Genomic DNA, 22,934 nt, shown 5'->3' on the forward strand with positions numbered 1-22,934 from the left:
AATACGCGATCACGCGGAGGCCCTGCAGTCGGCGTTCGACCAGATGGCCGCGGCGGGCAAACGCCTCGACGAACTCGACCTCATCGCCGTCGGGCACCGCGTCGTGCACGGCGGCCCGGACATCTACGAGCCGACTCTCGTCGACGACGCCCTGGTCGCCCGGATCGACGAGCTCTCACCCCTTGCGCCGCTGCACAATCCGCCAGCGCTGCTCGGAATTGAGGAGGCCCGCAAGGCGCTGCCCGACCTGCCCCACGTCGCGGTCTTCGACACCGCGTTCTTTCACGACCTGCCCGCCGCCGCATCGACCTACGCGATCGACCGGGACGTCGCCGAGCAGTGGCATATCCGCCGCTACGGCTTCCACGGCACCTCGCACGAGTACGTCAGCCAACAGGCCGCCGAGTTCGTCGAGGCGTTTGCCCGCCGCGGCCATCTGGTCGAACGCCGACTGCAGGGCCTCCGCGTGATCGCGTATTTGGCCCTCGCCAATGCGTTCGACGATGCCGTCCACCACCATCGTCTCCGAATCCGGTTCGATGACAGCGAATTTCAGTGATGAAGAGCCCGAGTTGAGGACCAGGACGCTGCGGGCCATCAGAGCGTCTGCGCCTGGATCGCGGTGATCGCCACCGTGTTGACGATGTCCTCGACCAGCGCCCCGCGGGAGAGGTCGTTGACGGGCTTCTTCAGGCCTTGCAGCACCGGTCCGATCGCGATGGCGCCGGCGCTGCGCTGCACGGCCTTGTATGTGTTGTTGCCGGTGTTGAGGTCGGGAAAGATCAGCACCGTGGCGCGGCCGGCCACCTTCGAGTCGGGACGTTTCGACTTGGCGACGGACGGATCCACTGCGGCGTCGTACTGGATCGGACCGTCGACCAGCAGGTCGGGCTCGCGCTGCATGACCAATTCCGTTGCCTCCCGAACCTTCTCGACATCGGCACCCGTACCGCTGGTGCCGGTCGAATAGGACAGCATCGCAACCCGGGGTTCGATGTCGAAGCTGGCGGCGGTGCGCGCCGAGGAGATCGCGATGTCGGCCAATTGTTCCGCGGTGGGATCCGGCACGATCGCACAGTCGCCGTAGGCCAGCACGCGATCGGCGAGGCACATCAGGAAGATGCTGGACACTGTGGAGACGTCCGGCAGTGTCTTGATGATCTCGAAGGCGGGCCGAACGGTGTGCGCGGTGGTGTGTTTGGCGCCGGAGACCATGCCGTCGACGAGGTCGTTGTGCACGAGCATGGTGCCGAAGTAGGAGACGTCGTGGATGATCTCGCGGGCCTGCTCGACGGTGACGCCCTTGTGCTTGCGCATCTCGGCGTACTGTTCGGCGAACTTGTCGCACAGGTCGCTGGTCTGCGGGTCGAGCACGGTGGCATCGGAAAGGTCGACACCCAATTCCGCTGCGCGCGAGCGGATCGCGGGCTCCTGCCCGAGGATCGTCAGCTCGGCAACGCCTCGGTACAACAGCCGACCAGCCGCGGTCAGGATGCGGTCGTCGTCGCCCTCGGGCAGCACGATGTGCTTGCGGTCCGAGCGCGCCCAGTCCAGCAGCTTGTAGGTGAACATCTGCGGTGTGACAACCTCGGGGATCGGGATCGCCAGCTGCGCAAGCAGATCGGCGACGTCGACGTGGGCTTCCATGAGGGCGATGGCGGTGTCGACCTTGCGCACCGAGGTCGCCGTGACCCGGCCGCGCGCGGACGCGACCCGGCTGGCCGTTTCGAACGTCCGGAATCTGGTGGCGATGATCGGCAACCGCAGCCCGAGGCCGGCCACCAGCGCGGCGATCGAGGGGTGCAGTTCGAGTCCGCCGTTGAGGATGATGCACGACAGCGACGGAAAGCCCTCGGCGGCATGTGCGCTCGCGAGCGCGAGCACGACGTCGGATCGGTCGCCGGCGGCGATGACGGCGACGCCTTCGCTGAGCCGTTCGAGTACGCGTTCGGCCGTCATACCCGCGACCATGAGGTCCATGGCCTCACGGGACAGCAGTGCCGGGTCACCGCTGATCAACGTGCCCTCGACGGCGTCCTGCAGTTCGGCGACGGACGCGGCGACCAACAGCGGTTCCTCGGGCAGGGCGTAACACTTCGGTTCGAAACCCTTCAACGCGTCGAGCACTGCGGAGAGTTGGGCGGGGTCACAGCGGTTGGCGACGACCGCTGCGGTGTACGCGTGCTGGGCGGCGATCTCGCTGAGGCAGATGTCGACGATCTGCGCGACGTGCTCGGGGCTGCGGTCTTTCGCCTTGATCGCCAACACGACGGGCGCGCCGAGGTTGGCCGCGATCCGGGCGTTGGTCGACAGCTCGCTGGGCGCGGCGACATCGGTGTAGTCGCTGCCGACGATCAGCACCGCATCGCACTGGTCGGCCACCCGGTGGTAGCGGTCGACGATCTCGGCCAGGGCGCCGTCGGGGTCCTCGTGTAGTTGTTCATAGCCGACGCCGACGCACTCGTCGTAGGACAGGCCGGCCGTCGTGTGGGTCAGCAGCAGCTCGAGGATGTAGTCACTGTCCTCGCCGAGCCGGGTGATCGGCCGGAAAACCCCGACCTTGGCCACGGTGGCGGTCAGTCGGTGCAGGATGCCCAGCGCGATCGTGGACTTGCCGGTGTCCCCTTCGGGGGAGGCGACGTAAATGGCGGATGAGCGCTCGCGCGAATAGCTTGGCACCAGACCAGCTTTACCTACGATGCGCCGTCAAACCAGATATCCGCGCCGGTTCGCTGCTCGGAGCGTCCATCACGAGCCTGGCGGGAGTCCGCCGCCGCACTCCTGACGCCAGTCGGCGAAGGCCTCAGGTAGCGAGTACTGCTGGGTGAAACCGAGGTCGCCAAGGCGGCCGGAGCTGATGTTCGTGTCGAGATACAGCTTCTGGACGCGCCGCGGGTGCAGGCCAAATCGCCTGCCGGCCGGATCGACCACGGCGAAGGGGGCCGCAGCGGCCAGGGCGAGCCGGTAAGGCACCGTCGGTGGTCGGTGCTGCCAGCCCCACGCCTGGTTGATGGCGTCCACATGGTCGCGAATCGTGGTCGGCTGCGGATACACGGCGTGATAGGTTTCGTGCGGTCCGTCGTCGTCGATGAGGCGAACCAGGAGACGGACCATGTCCTTCAGATAGATGCAGCTCTTCACGGTATCGCTGCGACCGATGTAGGCGAAGCGACGACGGCTCAACCCGTGGATAAGACGTCGCATGTTGCCCAGGTCTCCAGGGCCGAAAACCACGCCCGGCCGAACGATGCGCAGACGGCGCCCGGGTTTTGCGGCCTGCCAAGTTCGCAGGATGTCCTCGGCCTGCAGCTTGCTGCACCCGTAGGCCGTGTCGGCATCACCGAAGTCGCTTTCCGAGCGGCGCCACGGCCCGGCGGCGAAGACCATCATCGAACTGGTGAAGACGATGTTCTGCACGCCCGTTTGGTCTGCGACACGGCACAGTTGACGGGTGGCCTCTGCGTTGTTGGCGTAGTAGTCCCGCCAGGGGTAGCCCGGTTCTTTCGAGAGCGCGGCGAGGTGCACGATCGTGGGCGGACAGGGTCGGGGCAGTTCCTCGGGGCTGAGTGTGGTCAGGTCAAGCCGCAGCGAGTCGGCGGCCGGTTTCGCGTCACGGTCGAGACCGACGACCTGGCGGCCGGCCTCGCGAAGGTGCGACACCAGCGCTCCGCCGATGAAACCCGCGCTGCCCGTGACCAATACGGCATCGTTGATACGCGTCACGGCACGGGCCCGGCGAGCATGTCCATGAAGTCACCTTTCGTTACAGCCGACTTTCAGAGGAAGCCGCGCGTTCAGGGCGTGGTCCGGGCCAAGTCCGGCGCGCACGTCAGGTCGTAGCAGCGCTGCTAGTGGCACACCAGCTCACGCAGAGCCGTTTCATAGTCGATGCAGACCTGCGTCCACGAGAAGTGCTGCTTGGCTCGCTCCTGGTTCGTTTGACCGACTTGCTCACGCTCCTGGGTACCGCTGTCCATCATTTCGAGTATCGATTTCGCGATCGCGTCGGGATCGGGCGTGACGAATCTGCCAGCGTCTCCGAGAACCTCGCGGTTGTAGACCGTGTCTCTTGCCAGGATCGACGCCCCGGCTGCCATCGCTTGAACAAGCGCCGGGTTCGTGCCCCCAACGCTGTGCCCGTGAAAGTAGACGCCCGCGTGCTGCCAAAGCGCATGCAACAGCGAATCATTGCTCACGTGACCAAGCCACGAGACTGTCGGATGGTCCTCCGCAAGCGCCCGGGCCGCGTCGTCCAAGTGTCCTCCGTAACCGGAATCCCCGACGATCACCACGGGATGCCGGGCGGCTATGGACGGCACAGCTTCAAAGAACTCCGGCACGCTGTTCTCGGCGACGAACCTCGCGACCATCAGCACATATCCCCGGTGCGCCAATCCATCGGGAACCGGAAGTGCGGGAGGAACTTCGCCACCGTAGGGAATATACGAGCCGGCCACTCCGTACACTTGCTGCCAGTATCTTCCGATCGCGTGAGAATCGAACACGAGGCCAGTCGCGAACTTCGCTGTGAGCTCGGCGCCGACGCGAAACACGCGTTGGGCAAGGGGACTCCATTTGCCCCTTTCCCACTCGATTCCGTCCACATTCACGAGCGTAGGAATATTTCGGGCTTTGAGAAGGGGCAGAAAGTAGCCGTTCGCGACATTCATCACGATAGCCGCGTCTGGGCGGCGCACAGCGACGTCGAGGGACGACGTCAGACCGTACGACAGTGTGCTCAGACTTTTCGATTCCACCCCGGGCGTCACTCGCGTGGTGACAGCACTATCGGCGGTCGGGTCGTCGACCCGAGTCGTCCCACGACGCCCATAAACCGTGACGTCCCAACCCACATCGACCAAGTACGGCGCGAGCCTGCGGACCGCAGTCTCGAAACCCCCGTAATAACTCGGGTAGCCCCGTGTACCTATAACCGCTACCGACGGCATGATGGTCCCCCTGTTCGGCCCGCGAGCCGGCGAACGCCTATTGGCAGTGTCGGTGCCACAGTTATCTACGAACCTTTTTCAGTAGTGATTTGACGGACCCCGGAACGAGCTTTTTCGCCGCCTTTCGGCCGGGGCTGATGTAGTGGTTTCGACCGATGAGCGTGAGCGGCACGCTGGCAGACACATGGCGCTCCCGTCCGTCATGCGGAACCACGCGATAGAACAACTCGAATTCGGGCCACTCGAAATCGTCGTCAAAAGTCCAACAGTCGTAGTCCGTATACAAGCTCTTCAGTTGCCGAGCCAAGGCCCTGTCGGTCTCTCGGACCAAGGGAGCACCTTCGATGAGGTGAAGGCTCTGCGTCATCAGCTTCGCGCTTCTATCGCTCACGTAACCGTCTACGAAGAGATCGAATCCAATCCGGGCCTGCAGGTTCTGCAGCACTCGGAAGACTTGAACATGTTCTTCATGGCCGTATTCGCCCCAAGGATTATGAGTGATAACCGTGCTTTCGTCAGTCAGATACGAGCCCAGAACGTGGCGCAGTTCTTCTGCATTTCTTTCGTACGCCGCGCGTGCGCGTCCGCGCAGGACCAGCCCGGACTCATCGGGCTCCGGGGCATACCAATTCGCCGCGTCGAACCCGCCGGACTGCCTCAACTTCAGGAACTCCACTTTGGCCAATGGAAAGGAGTCCATGAGTCGAGCTCGACCGCTGTCCCAGCTCTCCTTGGCTGTAGCGGATTCGCCATAGCAGACGACGACTCGCTCACACAGGTCGAAGACCGAGCTGAACCAGAGAATCTCGTCGTCGGGGTGCGCGGCGACCAGGACCGCATTCCGGACGTCCATGTTCGGAGACCTCACAGCTTCTTGAGTACGTGCTGAACTGCTAAGCGCCGGGATTCGGCGCGCCGAGTTTGAACACGTTCGGCGCCGAGATCTTGACGGCGTTGCGGGTGTCGACGATGACGCGCGCCGCGCGCACGAGCTCCTCGTAGTCGAACGTCTGATGATCCGTCGTCACCACGACGCAGTCGGCTGCCGCCACGACCTCACGGCTGTAAGGCACCGAGTCCATACGTTGACCGACGGCGGTGTACTCGGCATCCACGTGCGGCACATAGGGATCGTGGTAGGTGACGTGTGCGCCCTTCTTCACCAGGAGGGTGATCACGTCCAACGCAGGTGACTCGCGGACGTCGTCGACGTTGGACTTGTACGCAACCCCCATGACGAGGATGTTGGCACCCTTTATGGACTTGCCGTCCTCGTTGAGTGCATCGGCGATTTTGTCAACGACATATCGCGGCATCGCCGCATTGACGTGGCCGGCGAGTTCGATGAAGCGCGCTTCGAAGCCGACTTCCTTGACCTTCCACGAAAGGTAGAACGGGTCGATCGGGATGCAGTGCCCGCCGAGGCCCGGTCCGGGATAAAAGGGCATGAATCCGAACGGTTTCGTCGCGGCGGCATCGATGACCTCCCACACATCGATGCCGATGCGGTCGCACATCAGGGCCATCTCATTCACCAGTCCGATGTTGATGGCGCGAAATGTGTTCTCCAGCATTTTGACCATCTCGGCTGTACGCGGAGAACTGACCTGAACCACGCGATCAATCGACGCCCCATACAGCTCTGCGGCCAACGCCGAACAATCGGACGTGAGGCCCCCCACCACTTTCGGAACGTTTCTGGTCTTCCATTTGACGTTGCCCGGGTCGACACGCTCCGGTGAGAACGCCAAGAAAAAGTCGTCGCCCGCTCGCAGCCCGGTTTCCTCGAGGATGCTTCGCACGATCTCTTCAGTCGTGCCGGGATAGGTGGTCGACTCGAGAATCACAAGGGTCCCGGGCCGCAGATGCTCTTTGACCAATTGTGCGGCGGACAGCACGAACGTCATATCCGGGTCCCTGGTCTTGCGCAGTGGTGTCGGCACACAGATATTGATCGTGTCGAGATCGTCGGCTGCTCCCAGATCCGGGACTGCGCGGAGGCGGTCGGCGTCGACGAGTGCAGCGACTGCGGAGGCGGGCACGTCCGCGATATACGACGTGCCGGCGTTTATCGCCTCGCATTTGTCTTTGTCCAGGTCGATGCCGACGACCGAGAACCCGGCGCGGCCAAACTCAACTGCCAACGGCAGGCCGACATATCCGAGGCCGATGACACCGACCCGTGCGGTTCGCGTGGAAATTCTGCGAAACAGAGCCTCGGCGTGAGGGCTGGCAAAAGCAGGATCGGGCATGAGTTGACCCCCCGAAGTAAACGTGCAGCCACGCAGCAGATCGCTGCCCGTCGTGTGAAAGTCATTCGACCCTGCTGCCGGCACATCGTAACCGATCCTGCAGTGCTGGATGCGGCGATGTCGCAGGTAGACCTACCGAACCGCTGGTCAGTATTTCGTGTGCCCGACGACACCGATTGCTCGACCCAAACTCTACGAATCGCCTGCGTTGTGTGCACCGAGTGGGGTCTGGCTCGCGCGGGTTCTGCGCCGCAGCAGGTAGACGATCACCGCCAATGCCGCGAGAACGACGAGCACACCCCCCGCGATGTATGTCGTGAGCGACGGACTCGATTCGTTGGAATCCGGCGGCTCGAAGACGTTGCTAGATGATCGGATCGCGACGTTGGTCGGATCGCCTCCAGTTCCTGCCGCGAGAACGTCGCCCGTCAACTGCGACCAATCGCCCGCGGACCCGTCGATACGACTGAAGAGCGGGTCCACCAACGTCCACCGGGCGGTCGTAGTGACGAGGACTACCGAACGGTTACGCGACGGATCGGCAAAAGCCTGAATGGATCCGAGCCCATTGTCGATGTTGACCTGTTGCTCGGTCGGAAGCGCGAAGTTCACCATCGAGCCGTCGCCGCTCACCGGAGGTTTCAGCGGCGTTTGGCTGATCGCTTTGGAGTTCGCCACGATGAGCGCGCCGGTGTCGGCGTCGACGGCGGCTTGAAGGTCGACAACCTTCGGCTTCAGTTCGACCTGGGTGAGGCGCGCGAGCGCGGCCACCACTCGGGCTGCGTAGCCGAGCTGCTCAGGGCTGCTTCCGTCAAGCGCCACCAGGAATTCCGGGCTGAACTCAGACGGAAATGCTGCGAACCCGCCGAGCGGCGGGCCGCCCCGGTGCATGGTGAGCGTTGACCGTGGATCGATCTCAAACGTGAGGGACGCGACGAGTGGCCCGCAGTCTTGACGCGGCGTATAGGTGAGAGCCAATTCCAGGTTTATCCATTGTCGGTCGACCAGCGGACCGCCGAGGTCGAAGGTCGCGTCCAGACGTCCGGATTGGTCGAGCGGAGTTCTGTATACGACGACATTCCCGGAGCGAATCACCACTGTTGCCGCGGCATCTGCCGGTACAGGCGTGTAATCGGCCAGCAAATGAACCTGGACGCTGTCGAATCTCGGTCCCAAGGTTGCCCGGTCGAATCCGACCTGCAGATTGCCCGTCCTCAGGAAAGTGGTGGATTTACCACTCACCTCCAACTGGCTGAAGGTCATCGTGTCCCCGGTTGTCGCCGCGTCCGATCCCTCTTGATCGACGCGAGCGGTGGGCGCCTGTGCCAGCCCACGCAGCTGGCTGGCGAGCAACGACACCTGGGTCGCGAGGGCTTCGCCGTCACCGGAGACTCGGAGGTACGCGCCTGGCGTGCCCGCGTTTTCGACGCTGAGGCCCGGGGGCCCGGTCTCGACCACTACCGCACGTTCGAGGCCCACAACGGGCGGGGGCGCCGTGCCACGCTGTCGGCTGACGACCCCGATGGGTATCGGTCGGGGCTCATAGAGTCGCGCGAGTGTCGATGCCAGCGCCAGGACCGTCTGCTGTTCGGCGGAGTTGGCATCTGTTGCGGCGTAGATGGTGATCCTGTCGATCACCGACGGGAAGAAGTTCGCGATGGTGGTTGCAGGCGACTGCATTCCGACGAATAGCGTTGCCAAATCACTGAGGACCAGACGCTGGGCGGGACCACATATTCGGTCTCCGGCATCACGTGCGCGAACGGTGAACGAAAGGTCGATCGAAGCCGCTTCAACACGCGCCGCCGATATGTCGACGTCAAATGGTGTCCTGACCAAACCGGAGTCCGCGGGAGGGAGATTCACCGACGCCAGGAACTTTCCGTCAGCGTCGTCGATTTCGAGGTATCCGGCATCGATGTTCATCGGCGTGTGGATCATGCCCTGCAACCGCGAGGCCGTCATTCCAGCGGGTAGCGGCACGGTGAAGCTACTGCCGCCGTCGCCGTACAGTTCCATCGTTGACTGCAGCCCGAGAGCAGGCCAGGGCAGCGTGAGGCCCCCCTCGGGTGGCGACGGCGGATCGCCGGCGTCGCCAGGCTGCGCATACGCGGGGGCCCCGACGAACCCCGCCAGCGTCACGGGACCAGCGACCACCATGGCGCTCACAAGGACGCGAATGAGAACGCTGCGAATCATCAAACTCGCCTTTTATGGGCGCCGCCGATTGATACGTCAACGGCCCGGAAAGAGGCAGAGTCCGACATATTTTCTCGCGGAAATGGCGTCGGAGGTTCATCAACTTGGAGTTTCTGCGGGACCGCGAACGAGGCTGAACCGACTGAGTGCACGCTATTCCACTTTCGCGAGTTTGAGTGTGTGACTCCCTGCAGCCGACAGGGCCGGCGGCCTAGTCAGGTTAGGCATTGTAACCTGTTTGCCCAATAGCGAGTCGCAAGTGAAACGCCACCTGTTGCCATACATTCAGCGTCCGCCGGGACTTCACTTCGCCTCGGACGCGCCTCGTTAAAGAAGCCTCGTCTGAACGGACGAATTTCACCGCTCGAAAGTAAGCCCGGGGTCACCGCCGCCCGCACGCAACTCGCATGCAATCCGTCTCCAGCGTTCGACCGGTGCCTGCGGGCGAGACGGCTCCGGGAAGGTTCGGCACGCTAGTGCTCGGGTCACCTCGCAGTCTTTATGCATTTGCCACGCTATTGTCACTCGTGAGCGGGCGGCCGTCGATGCACGCCGCCGCTTACTGATGTCAACAAGTCTGGTGGGATATGGACCTTCGAAGCTACTGCCGTCTACTGATGCACCGTTGGCGGATACTTCTGGTCGTCTTCCTACTGGTCGGCGCAGCACTGGCAAGCGCGGGATTCCTCATCCCGACGACGTATACCGCCAACACTCGAATAGTGTTCGTGCCCAAGCTATCCCCATTTTCCTCCATGGAGGCCCGACAGACCGCTGAGTCCTACCTCGCGGATCGCATGAAGACCTACGCACAGATCGTTACCACCAATCAAGTTCTACAGCCCGTCATCGATTCCCTCGATTTGAGAGCTACAGTGCCCGATCTGGTCAACCAGATAGAGGTCACGATCCCGGCGGACACGCTGGTGATCAACTTATCGGTCAAGGGACGAACGGCTGAGGAGGCGGCCTCGACCGCAAACCGTATCGCGAACGAGATGTCCTGGGCGGTAGCCAGCCTCGAGGGCTCGGCCTCGGTCCCCGAGTCGCCGGTCCAAGTCGCCGTACTGCAACCCGCCGACATACCCACGCACCCGTCGTCCCCCAGCCTCCTGATCAAGCTCATCGCCGCGGCCGGGCTGGCGTTGATCGCAGGAGTGTTCGCGGCGGTGATGGTTGACAACTTCGATACCCGGGTCCGAAGGCGCCGCGACGTCACCGCTTCGGGCCTTCGATATCTGGGTGGAATACCGACGGCACGTGACGTAAAAGTCCAAAGCCTGCTGAAGTTCACCGAACAAAGTCCGCAACTGCAGGCGACATTTCATCGAATCGCCATCGACGTCCTGTCCGCAATCCGTGGGACGTCCCCGCTCCTGATGATCACCTCGCCCGGTAGAGGCGCGGGCAAGACGATGGTGGCCGCCAATGTCGCCGGTGCGCTCGCCGGAGCCGGCAATCGTGTGGCCTACATCGACGCCGATGCGCGGGGAGGTCGTCTGGCCACTCAGGTGGGCATTCCGCAAACGCCGGGAATCACCGACCTCATCTCTGGCCGCATGGAGCTCGACGAGTCGTTCTTCCAATCGACGTGGGGCGGCTTCACCGTCGTACCTTTCGGCGAAAGCGCCATCGATGCCGGCGAGATGCTAGCGGGTGAGAAGTTCGCCGAGTTGATGAGGAGCCTTGCCGGGCATTTCGACGTGATCATCGTCGATGCCCCGCCGGTGACCGACTTCAGCGACGCGGCGCGTTTCACCAAGAACATCCGGAATGCCATCGTTGTCGCGCAGGCAGCGAATACGCGACGCGAGGAGTTGCTGAGGGCCACCGGCTCGTTGCGGCACGCAGGAACGGAGATCGTCGGCGTCGTGTTATCGCGGGTTCGCGATGAGCAGCCCGCGCCTGCCGACGAGACAGACCGAAGCGAGGAGACGTCCGACAGATAATTGTTCACTCCCGACTGTTGCCGGCCCTAGTGGCCAGCCCCGAGTGCCGTGGCGACACGGCGAATGAAGCCTGTTGCGCCGCATCGGAGTTCGCAGCATCACGTCGACGAGAAGGTGCCGCACCTTTCCCCGACGCCGTAGTTCAGAGAGAACACATATGACCTTGCTCATCGTCACACCGATGCACAACGAAGCCGACAACGTGGCCGGCCTCATATCATCACTCCAAGCGCAACGGTTCCAAGACTTCGACTGGGTGGTGGTCGACGACGGCAGCACCGATGACACCGTCGGACGTCTCGCCGAGTTCGGCACCGAAGGTTTGGCCACGGTGTTGTCGAAGACCAATGACGGCGGACTGATCGGTGGATCGGCGTTCAGCTCATGGCGTTTCGGCGTCGCGAATACGGTCTCGCGAAAGCCATATACGCACGTGATGAAATTGGACGCCGACGTGCGGCTAGCGCCCGACTACCTAGAGCGGGTCATGGACATCGCACGCGGCGGAGTCGGTATCGCAGGCGGCATCACTGTCTCGAAGGGTATGACCGAGCAGAAGTTCCACGTGCTCGGTGCGGTCAAGCTGTACACGATCGAGGCGTACCGCGCGATCGAGTCGATACCGACGGCGATCGGGTTCGACATACTGGACGAGGTCGCAATACAGTCCGCGGGTCTCGAAACCCGCGTGGACACCGACGCCCATTTCGAGTTGGCGCGTCTCACTGGCGCAAGCCAAGGCATCATCCATGGCCGATACCGCAACGGGCGAGGATGTCGGTGGACCGGCTATTGGCTTCCCTACTTCCTCCTGCACTGCGGGCGCTACCTCGTTCGGCAACCCTATGTCATTGGTTCGTTTGCGATGCTGTGGGGCTATCTTCGCGCGGGCCGCGGTCCGTACGGAACGGATCTGAAGAAGGCCCATGCTCGGATGCAGCGCGCGAAACTCGCGCGGGCAATCCGCAACCCATTGGAATTCTGGCGCGAGGCCTACAAGATCTGATCGGCTTCACTCAACTTCAGGTCATGGATTCCGCGCGACCACGTTTGTGCACGAAGACCTGCGACTTGTACACATGTATGGTCTCGATGCCATTCTCGGCGATTCCCTTTTCTTCAACACCAATCGACGGTATGGCGACGGCGTCGATCAGTTGTTTGATGACCCCAGCCATGCCGTAATCGTGACTCGGGAACCGGGTTTTCATAGTCGCGCCGGTCATTCGCATGTAGAGATTCTCGAGCGTTGGACGCATCTTCTCGGGGACCCTTGCCGAAACCGGGCGCGCCGCTCTTCGAACCGCACGCCTCATCCGCTCAGGCATGTCCATATCGGCCGTCCGTCCGACCGACGAATCGAAGCGAGCAATGCCTATCGGGTCACGAGACGATCTGTGTCTGTGGCCATCTGCCCAGTCATTCCTATACGCGCAGCCCCAGTCGTCGATCACATATATTCCCCCGGGTTTCAAGTGGCGGCGAAAGAGATGCCAGAACGAGGCGCGGGTGTATTCACCCAGATGCGAGGCGTCATCGATAACGATATCGAAGCCCTCCGGAGCGACTTCAGCCGCGACGCGATCGAGGACGCTCGGGTCCTGTTGAAAGCCTTGGAAGATATGCAGTCGACCCGAATCATCCTTGATGGCCACGGGATTCAAGTCCAGTCCCGCGATCTGTCCATTGGGGAAGAGGTCGCGCCAGAGGTACATCGACCCACCTCTTTTTATGCCGAGCTCGAGTAGCGCGATCTGTTCTGTGAATAGGTGGCCGAACTCGCGCGTGTAGCGGGCTAAGTAAAGTTGGGATTTGTCGGTGTCGTACGAACTCAGATCTACCATGGCCGCCGTCCATTCATGCGCTGCCCCTCTGCGCCGCTAATTTCAGAACCAGCGAAGAGACTTACGCTACCCCGCCGTCGATGGCCCGTGGATATTCTTCGATCCGGAGCTTGAGAAGCGCCGCAAATTGCCCAAACGCATAGAACAAACTGAAATATGGCCTCGCCTGGAGACCACGTCGTGTAGCCAATCCAGCCCCGAGGAAGATCACACCGTAGACGGCGCTTCTGACGCCCCTTCCCAATCCGACCAACAAAGAATCATGGTGCTTCAGCCGGACCAGGGTGTCAATGACACCGGTGCGGATCGCGCGACGGCGCACCCAACGCAGCGACATCCTCTCTGGCGGCACATCTTCGTAAACCACCGCATCTGCGCAGAACACTATGTCAGCGCCCGACTTTCGGAGCCCGCGAAAGAAATCAGTATCCTCACCTCCGAGGGCCGAAAACGAAGAATCGAATCTGGGCGATCCGGCGCGAACCCACATATCACGAAGCAGCAAAGTGTTGTTCGTTGGTGCGGTGGAAAGCCGATGACCGCTCTCAAACAGTCGGCGCTGATAAAAGCCGCCGCGCAGCGCCCATTCCGGCGCGGGTTGGAGGAACACGCTGATGACCGCACCGACCACGACATCGGCCTGGGTCTGCACAGCATAGGTTGTCAGGGTGGTGACCCAACTCGACGACACCCACTCGTCGTCATCGACGAAGATGATCCCCCGGTATTGCTCGCCAAAGTGCGCAAGGGCGCGATTTCGGGCAGCCGCAACCCCGATCTCGGGCTCGATCACATATGTCGGGCGAAGAGAGTGGCTGCTTGCGACTGGCCGCGCGGATCCGTCTGCGTCGTTGTCGACCACGAGAATGTCGACGCAGGCCGATGAGACCGCCGCTTCAATGCTGTCCAGCAGTCGTTTCAAGCCATCGGGCCGCCGGTATGTCGCAATCGCGATCAGGTAGCGTTCCGCCATCTCGAAAATGATTCCCTTCGGGCCTGCTTCGCTTATCCACTTCCCGGACCGTGCCGCACGCTGCGGACCAGCGCCAGCAGAACGCCGACGTCGCGACGGTAACCCTGAAGCGCCATGGATGCCACGCAGACACCAGCGAACACCGCCATCGCGAGCAGCAGCGCCGCGAAATCAGGCAGTGATGCGGCGAGGTGACCCGCCCTCCACGCAGCGGCGCCTGCAATGGAGAACAAGACGGCAGGCCGCAACGCGGGCAGCAGGATCCGGCCGGCCGGAATATTGGCGCGAGGAAGCGCCAAGCACGCGGCAGAAAGGAGTAGCAGCGCTTGGCCGAGTGCTGCGGCCAGCGCTACCCATAGGGGTCCCTTCGCCGCGGCGGCGATGATGAGCGCGATCATGATGAGGCGAGCTCCCAGCTCGGTGCCGAACAGCAGGCCCGTCCTACCTTGGGAGAGCAGCACCCAATACGTAATGTTTCCGATCGCCTGAAGAGCGCCGGCCAGGCAGAGGACGCGAAGCATCGGGACGGTCGCCTGCCAGCCTTGGCCGAGCACTACCGGAACCAGCCAGTCAGCGGTACCGGCCGCGAGTGACAGCAGCGACAGCAGGAGCGTGGTGAGAGCCAACTGTGTCTTCTTCAACGCATCGAGATACGCCGGTCGGTCATTCTGACGTCGCGAGAGGTAGGGAAGAGCGACGCGGGTGAGCGGGGCCGCCACCTGCTGGGACGGGATTCGAGCGATCTGGAATGCCCGGTTGTAGAACCCGAGTGCGGTAGCGCCCCAGATGCGACCGATGACGACTTGGTCGATGTTGGTCGACACATAGTTGACCACCTGCGTGAGAAAAGTGTTCGCGCCGAAAACCAACAACGAACGCATAGCTGCACCGCGGCGGTACCATCCCGGCCACCAACGCGCCCGCGCAACGATGATCGAATTAGTGACGACCGCAGCGAAGACCTGCATAGCCACCAGCGCCCAGTACGACCACCCGACGAGCGCTCCCACCAGCGCCACGGTGAACCCCACCGCCTGACCGAGGAAATCTGCAGCGGCCATCACACCGAAGCGCAGCTGACGGTTGAGTTCGGTACGGAATTGAACCGCGACTCCGTTGACCAGAAACACCGAAGACAAGGCGACCGTTACGGACAGCACGCGCGGATCACCGTAAAACGCAGCAAGCGGTCGGGCCGCAACACATATGGAAACAGCCACAAGTAGGCCGATCCCAGTGTTGACCCAAAACAGGTTGGTGCGCTGGTGTGCGTCGAGCTGCTCAGCCTGTAGAGCAGCCAGCGAGAGCCCGAAATCGCCAATCACGTAGGCGACACCGACAACACCCGTGACCATCGCGACGAGCCCGAAGTCGGCGGGGCTCAGCAGTCGCGAGAACACGACGAGTGCAAGCAGCTGGAGTGCGTAGCGACCCCATTGGCCGCTCAGGGCCAGGAGCGCGTTGCCGCTGGCAGAACGCCCGTGTCCGGTTGGCAACCGTTCCCCCGCTCGTCCGGCCGGTAACATCCACAACCTACCCGCGTGTCGTCATGTTGGCGGCAGGACTGGGCGGCGCGAGTGGGAGGGGGCCGATGCAACAGCGAAGCCGGCTGTTCATCACCCGGGAGGCCGCAGCCGTGCTGCTCATCGTCCTGATGTGGTGTCGGGCAGTCGGATCGCAGATCGTGTTGTCACTGACCGCCGAAAAGGTGTTCGTCCCGATCGGCAACGATTCGATATGGACCCCAGCCGCCAACGCGACCTCGAAGTTGTTCTACCTTCTGGCGGCAGGCGTCAGCCTCGGGATCATCCTCTTCCGGATCAACGATGTCACTCGCCCGGGCTTGTGGCGCATCGCCGTCGCGCTGGCGCCGTGGCTGTGGATTCTGACGCGTGACATCTTTTCCGGCCCAACCCCCGACGGTCTCCTCTATGTGATGGTCGTGCTGGCGCTGGCCGCGTTGCGTCCGAGTCCTCGCGTGCTCATCGCACTGGGTGCACTCGTCGTGCTGACGGCGATCATCGCCATTGCATTCGGTTTTCTGATGCCCGATGCCGGCATCGTGCATGAGGCAGACGGGACGGTGAGTCAGCGCTCCGACAAGGCGCTGTTTCCGTCGCTGGGTCTGCTCCAAGGGATGTTCACATCGGAGAACAGACTCGGTCTGTATCTCGCGATCGGGTCAGCCGCGGTGGCGGCGCTGCCGCGTGGGTGGGTCCGGCTGTCCGGCATAGGGATCGTGGTGTTCGCGATTTGTTGGTCATCCAGTCGCAGCTCCCTACTCGCACTGGCGTGCATGCTGGTGGTAGGGATTGTGGTCTGGGTACTGGTGGGACTGCGAAGGCGCCGGACTGCGTCGGCTGTGGCACGCATCGCGACCGCCGCAGCGCTCGTCACGATGTGCGCGCTGCCGCTAATGGGGTGGGAGGACGAGGCATTCACCGATCGCGCCCTCATCTGGAGGGGTTCGCTGGCGGAGTGGTCGTCGCGGGCGTTCCTCTACGGGCTCGGCCATGACTGGTACGAGCGCATAGCGGAGAGCGACACCTCCCCGTTGAGCGCCGCTGCTTATCAAGGCCATAATCAATTCGTGCAGTTCCTTGCCACCGGCGGGGTGATGCTCGCGTTTCTCGCGCTCGGATCGCTTCTCGTGCAGATGTGCGCTACGACGACGCCTACGAGCCGCTACCTGGCGATTGCTGCAATGTTGATTACGGGCATCGGCGTCAGCGGGTCCCTCGAGGTACCGCTGGGCTTTATCGACAGGTCAACGTTCTGGACCGTGACATTGGTTCCCCTCACCGTGTTGTTCTTCGCGCACCCGCGCGATGTCCACGAAGCAGGCCCTCGATGAAGAACGCGGCGTCAGATCCAGTTCCGCCGCGCAAGCAGCGGGCGAGGCGTCGGAGAAGACCGGTTGTCGTCGCGGCCGCATTGACGGCGGTGGTCGGCATTGTTCTGGCGGTGGTCATCATTGCCGCACCTCCGGAGCGGGGGCCCGACTCCGCCGACTCGGAGACGGTGGCGGGAAGCACGCCCGTAAACACCCCGTTGTATATCGATCCCGAACTACAGGCGATCGCGGCGGCACGCGAGGATCCCCGTTTCGATCGGCTCGCGGAGACGCCGCAAGCGAAATGGTTCACCGATTGGTCCACTGTTGCAACGGCTCACGACGATGTGAGCAGGTACCTCGCCGGTGCGGCGACCGCGAATGCGATCCCAACGATGGTGCTCTACCGAATCCCCCAACGTGATTGCGGCGCGTGGTCCCGCGGAGGTGCGCGCGATGAGCAGGAGTACAAGGATTGGGTGGAAGGCATCGCCGAGGGATTGCAGGGGCATGACGAGGCAATGGTCGTCCTCGAACCCGACGCACTTCCGCAACTGGGCAAGTGCGAGCAGGGCGACCGACTAGGCATGTTGCGCTTCGCGGTCGACAGGCTCTCGACCACAGGCGCGCGGGTCTACATCGATGCAGGAAACGAAACTTGGCACAGCCCAGCTGAAATCGCAGAGCGTCTACGCCTGGTGGGCGTCGACAAGGTCACAGGCTTCAGCCTCAACGTCGCTGCGCACTACACGACGCAAGGTGAAATCGACTATGCCCAGCAAGTGCGGTCCGAACTCAGCAAGCTCGGCATCAACGATGCGCATTTCATTATCGACATAGCGCGCAATGGCGCTGGCCCGCAACCGAACTACTGCAACCCACCGGGAGCTCGGTTGGGAGAACCACCGCGGTTATACGAAGGCGGTGAACTCGACGGCCTTTTATGGATCATCAACCCGGGAGAGACCGACGGGGCATGCAGGGGTGGCCCGCCCAGAGGGTTCTGGGCACCTGCGGCGCTAGACCTGCTGGGGCTCGGGGAAGGCGGATGACGAGCGATACCCGGCTCAACTCGCCGTCGGATCCGCCGGGATCTCGACGGTAACGACCAGCCCTCGGTGATCGGACCCACGCACAGCCACGGTGTAGGCCGACGTCGCCGCGCAGTTGTGCAGCAGCACATGGTCGATGCCCACCACCGACGGAACCCACGGTCTTCCCGGGTAGCTGCGGGTCAGGCCGGCCCCGGCCTGCTCGGCGGCGTCACGGTAACCCTCGTCCAGCAAGAGCCGGAACGGACGCATGTCGTAGGTCGCGTTGAAATCGCCCGCGACGACGACGGCGCCGGACCCCGCGTCGCCCGCTAGCGCCGCAAGCGTCTCGCGCAACCGGGCGATGTCGTCGGAGAACCAGCTCAGCGGCTGCACCAACGGGGCGGCCAGGTGCACGGCGAGCACGGCGACGTCGAACCTGACGCCGGGGATACGGATCTGAGTGTGCAGCATCGGCATCCGGTAGCCCTCGATACTGCCGGCGCCAACGATCGGATGGCGACTCCACACCCCGATCCCATCGGCCATGGGCCGCGGGTCGATCACACGGTGACCGAAGACCCGGTCGAGTCCGGCCGCCGACATGGCCTCGGCCGCTTGCGGAGTCAGCTCCTGGACGACGAGCACGTCGGCCGCCGCAGACGCCAATTCCACCATCTCCCGCGCGTCCGCACGACCCATACCGAGGTTGGCGGTCAGCACCCGCAGCGCGGTCGAGGGAACATCGGTCTTCTCCGGTCCGAGATAGCGGGGTGCGAGCACCGCGATCATCACCACGCACAGCGTCGCAGCCACGATCGTCACCGCCCAGCGCCGAGCCACCGCGAACAGCAGCATCGAGGCGACGCCAACGACGGTCAGGTACGGCGACGCCGCGGCGAACGCCAGCACGACCTCGTTGTCGACGGGCAGATAGCGCGACACCAGCCCGGCTAGCGCCAGCGCGAACGCGAGCGCACCGAGCACCGTCGCCGGTACTCGAATCATGTTGTGTCGGAGCGGAGCCCGATCAGCCCAAGCGACGCAGACGCGGCTCGAGATCGCGCTTGAACAGTTCGAGGAACCGGCGCTGGTCGTGGCCGGGGGCGTGGAAGACCAGGTGGTTGAGCCCCCAGTCGACGTAGTCCTTCACCTTCTCGACGGCCTCGTCTGGATCCGACGCGACGATCCAGCGCTTGGCGACCTGCTCGATGGGCAACTCGTCGGCGGCCTTCTCCATCTCGATCGGGTCGTCGATGGAGTGCTTCTGCTCGGCGGTCAGCGACAGCGGCGCCCAGAACCGGGTGTTCTCCAGCGCCAGCTCCGGATCGGTGTCGTAGGAGATCTTGATTTCGATCATCCGGTCGATCTCATCGGCATTGCGCCCGGCGGCCTCTGCACCCTCCTTCACGGCAGGGATGAGCTTGTCCTTGTACAGCTCCTCGCCCTTGCCGCTCGTGCAGATGAACCCGTCACCCGCGCGGCCGGCGTACTTGGCCACCACCGGACCGCCCGCTGCGATGTACACCGGGATTCCGCCTTCGGGCACGTCGTAGATCGAGGCGCCCTTCGTGCGGTAGTACTCGCCGTCGAAGTCGACCCGGTCGCCCAGCCACAACTCGCGCATCAGCTTGACCGACTCCCGCAACCGCGCGAAGCGCTCCTTGAACTCCGGCCAGTCACCTTCGTACCCGGTGGCGATTTCGTTGAGCGCCTCGCCGGTGCCCACCCCAAGGAAGATCCGGTTCGGATACAGACACCCCATGGTCGCGAACGCCTGCGCGATCACCGCGGGGTTGTACCGGAACGTCGGGGTCAACACCGACGTCCCGAGGATGAGGTCCTTGGTCCGCTCACCGACCGCCGTCATCCACGCCAGCGAGAACGGCGCATGGCCGCCCTCATGGCGCCACGGCTGGAAGTGGTCACTGACCGTCGCGCTGTCCATCCCGTGCTCTTCGGCCGCCACGGCCAGCTCGACCAGTTCCCGCGGCGCGAACTGCTCCGCCGACGCCTTGTATCCGAGTTTGAGTTCAGCCACGGGTTCGTTTCTACTCCCTTGCTTAGACTCGCGGCATGGCAGCAGCCTTGAGCGCCATCACCGACACCGTCCATTTCGCCTACACGGACCTCGTCAACTGGACGCTGGTAACCGACGAGACCGGCGTGATGCTCATCGACACCGGCTTCCCCGGCAACCGCGACGACGTCCTGCAGTCGCTGCGTGAGCTCGGTTTCGGCATCGGCGATCTGCGCGCAATCCTGTTGACCCACGCGCACATCGACCATTTCGGCTCGGCGATCTGGTTCGCCGAGACGCACGGCACGCCGGTCTACTGCCACGCGGCCGAGGTGGGCCACGCCAAGCGGGAGTACCTCGAGCAGGCCTCTCCGGTCGACATCGCCAAGCACATCTGGCGGCCGCGCTACCTCACGTGGTCGGTGGCGATCACCCGCAAGGGCGGGATGCTGCGCGACGGCATCCCCACCGCGCAGGCGCTGACCGAGGACGTCGCGGCGACGCTTCCGGGCACCCCGATGGCGATCCCGACGCCCGGACACACCGGTGGGCACTGCTCGTTCCTCGTCGACGGCGTCCTGGTGAGCGGCGACGCCCTGGTCACCGGGCACCCGCTCTCGACGCGCGGCGGCCCGCAGCTTCTGCCCGGACTGTTCAACCACGACCAGGACGGTTGCGTGCGAAGCCTGTCGGCCCTCGGACTGCTCGACACCGAGGTGCTGCTTCCGGGGCACGGGCCGGTGTGGCGCGGGTCGATCCGCGACGCGGCCGAAGCGGCGGCGCGCGCCTAGACCAGCTTCTGGTACCCGAGCAGGAACACCGCGGTCAGGCACAGCCCGCAGGCGATCACGATGGTCGGCATCAGGATCATGGCGTCGAGTTCGTCGTCGTCGAGCACGTCGCTCTCGAACCGGCCGAACAGCACGCGCGCCAGGCCGGTCCGGCGGAAGGTGTGCACCATGATCCGGACGGCCTTCGTCTCGCGGCGCCGCCCGATGAACACCCGCGAGGCCACCCCGAACAGGAACGTCAGCAGGCCGGCTGCAACCAGCAGCCAGCCGACCATCGTCTGCGATACCGCCACCATCACCCCCGGCGCCGCGCTGCTCATCGTGCTTCGCCGACGCCGGGGCCCAGCCTATAGGCCTGCCCGAAGGCCCAGGTGATCTCTGAGCGTGGAACCGGTGTACTCGGTGCGGAAGCTGCCCCGCTCCTGCAGCAGCGGCACCACCTTGTCGACGAACTCGTCGAGTCCGCGCGGGGTCAGGTGAGGCACCAGGATCAGCCCGTCGCAGGCATCGGACTGCACGTGCAGGTCGATCTCGTCGGCGACCTCGGCGGGAGTGCCGACGAACTGCTGCCTGCTGGTCACCGCGATGACGAGTTCTCGGATCGAGAGGTGCTCGGCCTGCGCCCGTTCCCGCCACGCTTTCGCGAGGGCCTTGGGATCACCGTGACGGACACGCCCCTGGGTGACCGTCGGATCGTCGGCGGGTTCGACGTCAGGCAGCGGGCCGTCGGGATCGTATGCGGACAGATCGCGCTGCCAGACCTGCTCGAGCATGGTGATCGCGGTCGGGCCGGTGACCTGTTGCAGCCGGATGTGACGCGCCTTCTCGACGGCTTCTTCATGGCTGTCCCCCAGCACGAAGGTCGCCGCCGGAAAGACCTTCAACTGGTCGGGGTCACGGCCGAACGACTTCGCGCGCTCCTTGACGTCGGCGTAGTACTTTTGGCCGGCCTCCAACGCCGAATGCAACGTGAACAACGCGTCGGCGTGCTGTGCGCCGAACGTGCGCCCGTCGGCGGAGTCGCCGGCCTGCAGGAGCACCGGGTGTCCCTGCGGCGGTGGCGGCGATGTCGCCACGCCCCGCACATCGAACTGCGCGCCGGTGTGTTCGACTCGGCGGATCCGGCCGGGCTCCACGTAGACGCCGTGGGCCGCGTCGGCGACCACCGCGTCGGACGCCCAACTGTCCCAGAACTTCTGCGCGACGGTGATGAACTCCGCGGCACGCTCGTAGCGGTGTGCGTGGTCGAGGAAGCCGCCGCGCCGGAAGTTCTCGCCGGTGAACGCGTCTGACGACGTCACCCATGTTCCACCCGGCACGGCCGTCGGAGAGATGGTCGAGAGTGGCGAATTGTCTTGCCACCTCGAAGGGTTCGTTGAAAGTGGTGTTGATGGTGCCGACCAGTCCCAGCCGTTCGGTAACCGCGGACAGCGCCGCGAGCACCGTGAACGTGTCGGGCCTGCCGACGACGTCGAGGTCATGGATGCGTCCCAGATGCTCGCGCAGCCGAAGCCCCTCGGCGAGGAAGAAAAAGTCGAACAGTCCCCGCTCCGCCGTCCGCGCCAGGTGCACGAACGAGTCGAACTCGACCTGACTTTCCGAGTCGGGGTCGGACCACACCGTGGTGTTGTTGACACCGGGGAAGTGAGCGGCGAGATGAATGGGCTTGCGATCCTTGCCTTCCCGCGTGCGTACGGTCACAGACCCCACCTCTTGGCGATCAGTTCGTGTGAGCGCAGCCGGTCGCTGTGCCGGTGGCACACCGATGTGACCACCAACTCGTCGGCAGCGGTTACCCGCTGCAGCCTCTCCAACTTTTCGGCGACTTCCTCTGCGTCACCGACGAATTGGGTCTCGGTGCGGTCTCGCACAACGTCGAGCTGCGCCTCGGTCAGGGGCGTCACCGTGTCGGGATCGGGATACGGGACGGCACCGTCGCCGGCGCGGATCGAGTACACCCAGTGGCCGTAGCTCGACGCCAGATGGTGCGCAGTGGCGCTGTCGTCGGCAACCACGATGTCCGCCGAGACCACCACGTACGGTTCGGCGAGTACCGGCGACGGCCGGAACGCGGCGCGGTAGGCGTCGACGGC

18 protein-coding genes and 3 pseudogenes are annotated in these 22,934 nt (G+C 63.9%); 6 read left to right on the plus strand and 15 right to left on the minus strand.

Features of this window, described 5'->3' with window-relative positions; all coding sequences use genetic code 11:
- Positions 1-415, plus strand: a pseudogene (locus A5698_RS26175) (acetate kinase); the annotation flags it as partial.
- A gap of 108 nt (positions 416-523) precedes the next feature.
- Here the strand turns inward: A5698_RS26175 and A5698_RS30075 are convergent.
- The 7 genes and pseudogenes from A5698_RS30075 to A5698_RS26205 form a co-directional block, all read right to left on the minus strand.
- Positions 524-598 (minus strand): annotated as a pseudogene (locus A5698_RS30075) (hypothetical protein); the annotation flags it as partial.
- On the minus strand, positions 598-2,679 hold the full coding sequence (gene pta, locus A5698_RS26180; RefSeq protein WP_156670901.1) for a phosphate acetyltransferase: 2,082 nt from the start codon (positions 2,677-2,679) through the stop codon (positions 598-600). The gene pta and the pseudogene A5698_RS30075, both read right to left, overlap by 1 nt.
- 69 nt (positions 2,680-2,748) lie before the next feature.
- Positions 2,749-3,723 (minus strand): NAD-dependent epimerase/dehydratase family protein, encoded by a 975-nt coding sequence (locus A5698_RS26185; RefSeq protein ID WP_068303085.1) that lies wholly within the window; start codon positions 3,721-3,723, stop codon positions 2,749-2,751.
- A gap of 125 nt (positions 3,724-3,848) precedes the next feature.
- Positions 3,849-4,853: a glycosyltransferase gene (locus A5698_RS26190; RefSeq protein ID WP_353651831.1), complete on the minus strand. Its 1,005-nt coding sequence runs from the start codon at positions 4,851-4,853 to the stop codon at positions 3,849-3,851.
- Between the two features lie 157 nt (positions 4,854-5,010).
- The gene (locus A5698_RS26195) at positions 5,011-5,802 is read right to left on the minus strand and encodes a PIG-L family deacetylase (RefSeq protein WP_068303091.1); all 792 of its coding nucleotides are present in this window, start codon (positions 5,800-5,802) and stop codon (positions 5,011-5,013) included.
- Positions 5,803-5,842: 40 nt separating this feature from the next.
- Positions 5,843-7,285, minus strand: coding sequence for a nucleotide sugar dehydrogenase (locus A5698_RS26200; RefSeq protein WP_502688991.1), 1,443 nt, complete (start codon positions 7,283-7,285; stop codon positions 5,843-5,845).
- Between the two features lie 108 nt (positions 7,286-7,393).
- Entirely contained in the window at positions 7,394-9,400 is a 2,007-nt protein-coding gene (locus A5698_RS26205; RefSeq protein ID WP_068303098.1) for a hypothetical protein, read from the minus strand.
- A 587-nt stretch (positions 9,401-9,987) separates the two neighbouring features.
- Here A5698_RS26205 and A5698_RS26210 point away from each other — a divergent pair.
- Both A5698_RS26210 and A5698_RS26215 read left to right on the plus strand, forming a co-directional pair.
- Positions 9,988-11,349, plus strand: a complete 1,362-nt coding sequence (locus A5698_RS26210; RefSeq protein ID WP_084792632.1) for a tyrosine-protein kinase domain-containing protein — start codon at positions 9,988-9,990, stop codon at positions 11,347-11,349.
- Between the two features lie 157 nt (positions 11,350-11,506).
- The gene (locus A5698_RS26215) at positions 11,507-12,355 is read left to right on the plus strand and encodes a glycosyltransferase family 2 protein (RefSeq protein WP_068303103.1); all 849 of its coding nucleotides are present in this window, start codon (positions 11,507-11,509) and stop codon (positions 12,353-12,355) included.
- Between the two features lie 16 nt (positions 12,356-12,371).
- Here the strand turns inward: A5698_RS26215 and A5698_RS26220 are convergent, their stop codons facing one another.
- The 3 genes from A5698_RS26220 to A5698_RS26230 all read right to left on the minus strand — a co-directional run bounded on the left by A5698_RS26220 (position 12,372) and on the right by A5698_RS26230 (position 15,662).
- Entirely contained in the window at positions 12,372-13,064 is a 693-nt protein-coding gene (locus A5698_RS26220; RefSeq protein ID WP_156670902.1) for a class I SAM-dependent methyltransferase, read from the minus strand.
- Positions 13,065-13,254: 190 nt separating this feature from the next.
- Positions 13,255-14,166, minus strand: a complete 912-nt coding sequence (locus A5698_RS26225) for a glycosyltransferase family 2 protein (RefSeq protein ID WP_068303108.1) — start codon at positions 14,164-14,166, stop codon at positions 13,255-13,257.
- 32 nt (positions 14,167-14,198) lie between these two features.
- Complete coding sequence (locus tag A5698_RS26230) at positions 14,199-15,662, minus strand: lipopolysaccharide biosynthesis protein (protein WP_197506901.1); 1,464 nt, start codon at positions 15,660-15,662, stop codon at positions 14,199-14,201.
- Positions 15,663-15,802: 140 nt separating this feature from the next.
- Between A5698_RS26230 and A5698_RS26235 the strand changes: the two genes are divergently transcribed.
- Together A5698_RS26235 and A5698_RS26240 are read left to right on the plus strand one after the other, a co-directional pair.
- The gene (locus tag A5698_RS26235; RefSeq protein ID WP_156670903.1) at positions 15,803-17,020 is read left to right on the plus strand and encodes an O-antigen ligase family protein; all 1,218 of its coding nucleotides are present in this window, start codon (positions 15,803-15,805) and stop codon (positions 17,018-17,020) included.
- Positions 17,017-18,051, plus strand: coding sequence for a glycoside hydrolase family 6 protein (locus A5698_RS26240; protein ID WP_084792634.1), 1,035 nt, complete (start codon positions 17,017-17,019; stop codon positions 18,049-18,051). Before A5698_RS26235 ends, A5698_RS26240 begins: the two co-directional genes overlap by 4 nt.
- Before the next feature lie 15 nt (positions 18,052-18,066).
- On the opposite strand, the gene A5698_RS26245 is transcribed toward A5698_RS26240, so the two are convergent.
- Positions 18,067-19,038, minus strand: a complete 972-nt coding sequence (locus tag A5698_RS26245; protein ID WP_068303117.1) for an endonuclease/exonuclease/phosphatase family protein — start codon at positions 19,036-19,038, stop codon at positions 18,067-18,069.
- Between the two features lie 22 nt (positions 19,039-19,060).
- Entirely contained in the window at positions 19,061-20,071 is a 1,011-nt protein-coding gene (fgd, locus tag A5698_RS26250; protein ID WP_067091803.1) for a glucose-6-phosphate dehydrogenase (coenzyme-F420), read from the minus strand.
- A gap of 35 nt (positions 20,072-20,106) precedes the next feature.
- Here fgd and A5698_RS26255 point away from each other — a divergent pair, with 35 nt between their 5' ends.
- Positions 20,107-20,841 carry an MBL fold metallo-hydrolase gene (locus A5698_RS26255; protein ID WP_068303119.1) on the plus strand — a complete coding sequence of 245 codons (735 nt, stop codon included), beginning with the start codon at positions 20,107-20,109 and terminating at the stop codon, positions 20,839-20,841.
- Here A5698_RS26255 and A5698_RS26260 read toward each other — a convergent pair.
- The 3 genes and pseudogenes from A5698_RS26260 to A5698_RS26270 all read right to left on the minus strand — a co-directional run.
- Entirely contained in the window at positions 20,838-21,161 is a 324-nt protein-coding gene (locus A5698_RS26260; protein WP_231967561.1) for a hypothetical protein, read from the minus strand. The two genes, A5698_RS26255 and A5698_RS26260, sit on opposite strands and share 4 nt — an antisense overlap.
- 27 nt (positions 21,162-21,188) lie before the next feature.
- Positions 21,189-22,551: pseudogene (locus A5698_RS26265) on the minus strand (NtaA/DmoA family FMN-dependent monooxygenase).
- Positions 22,539-22,934: LLM class oxidoreductase (locus A5698_RS26270; protein WP_502688993.1), on the minus strand; the 396-nt coding region annotated here is incomplete at its 5' end. The pseudogene A5698_RS26265 and the gene A5698_RS26270, both read right to left, overlap by 13 nt.

Source organism: Mycobacterium sp. E136, assembly GCF_001666865.1.
Taxonomy (GTDB): domain Bacteria; phylum Actinomycetota; class Actinomycetes; order Mycobacteriales; family Mycobacteriaceae; genus Mycobacterium.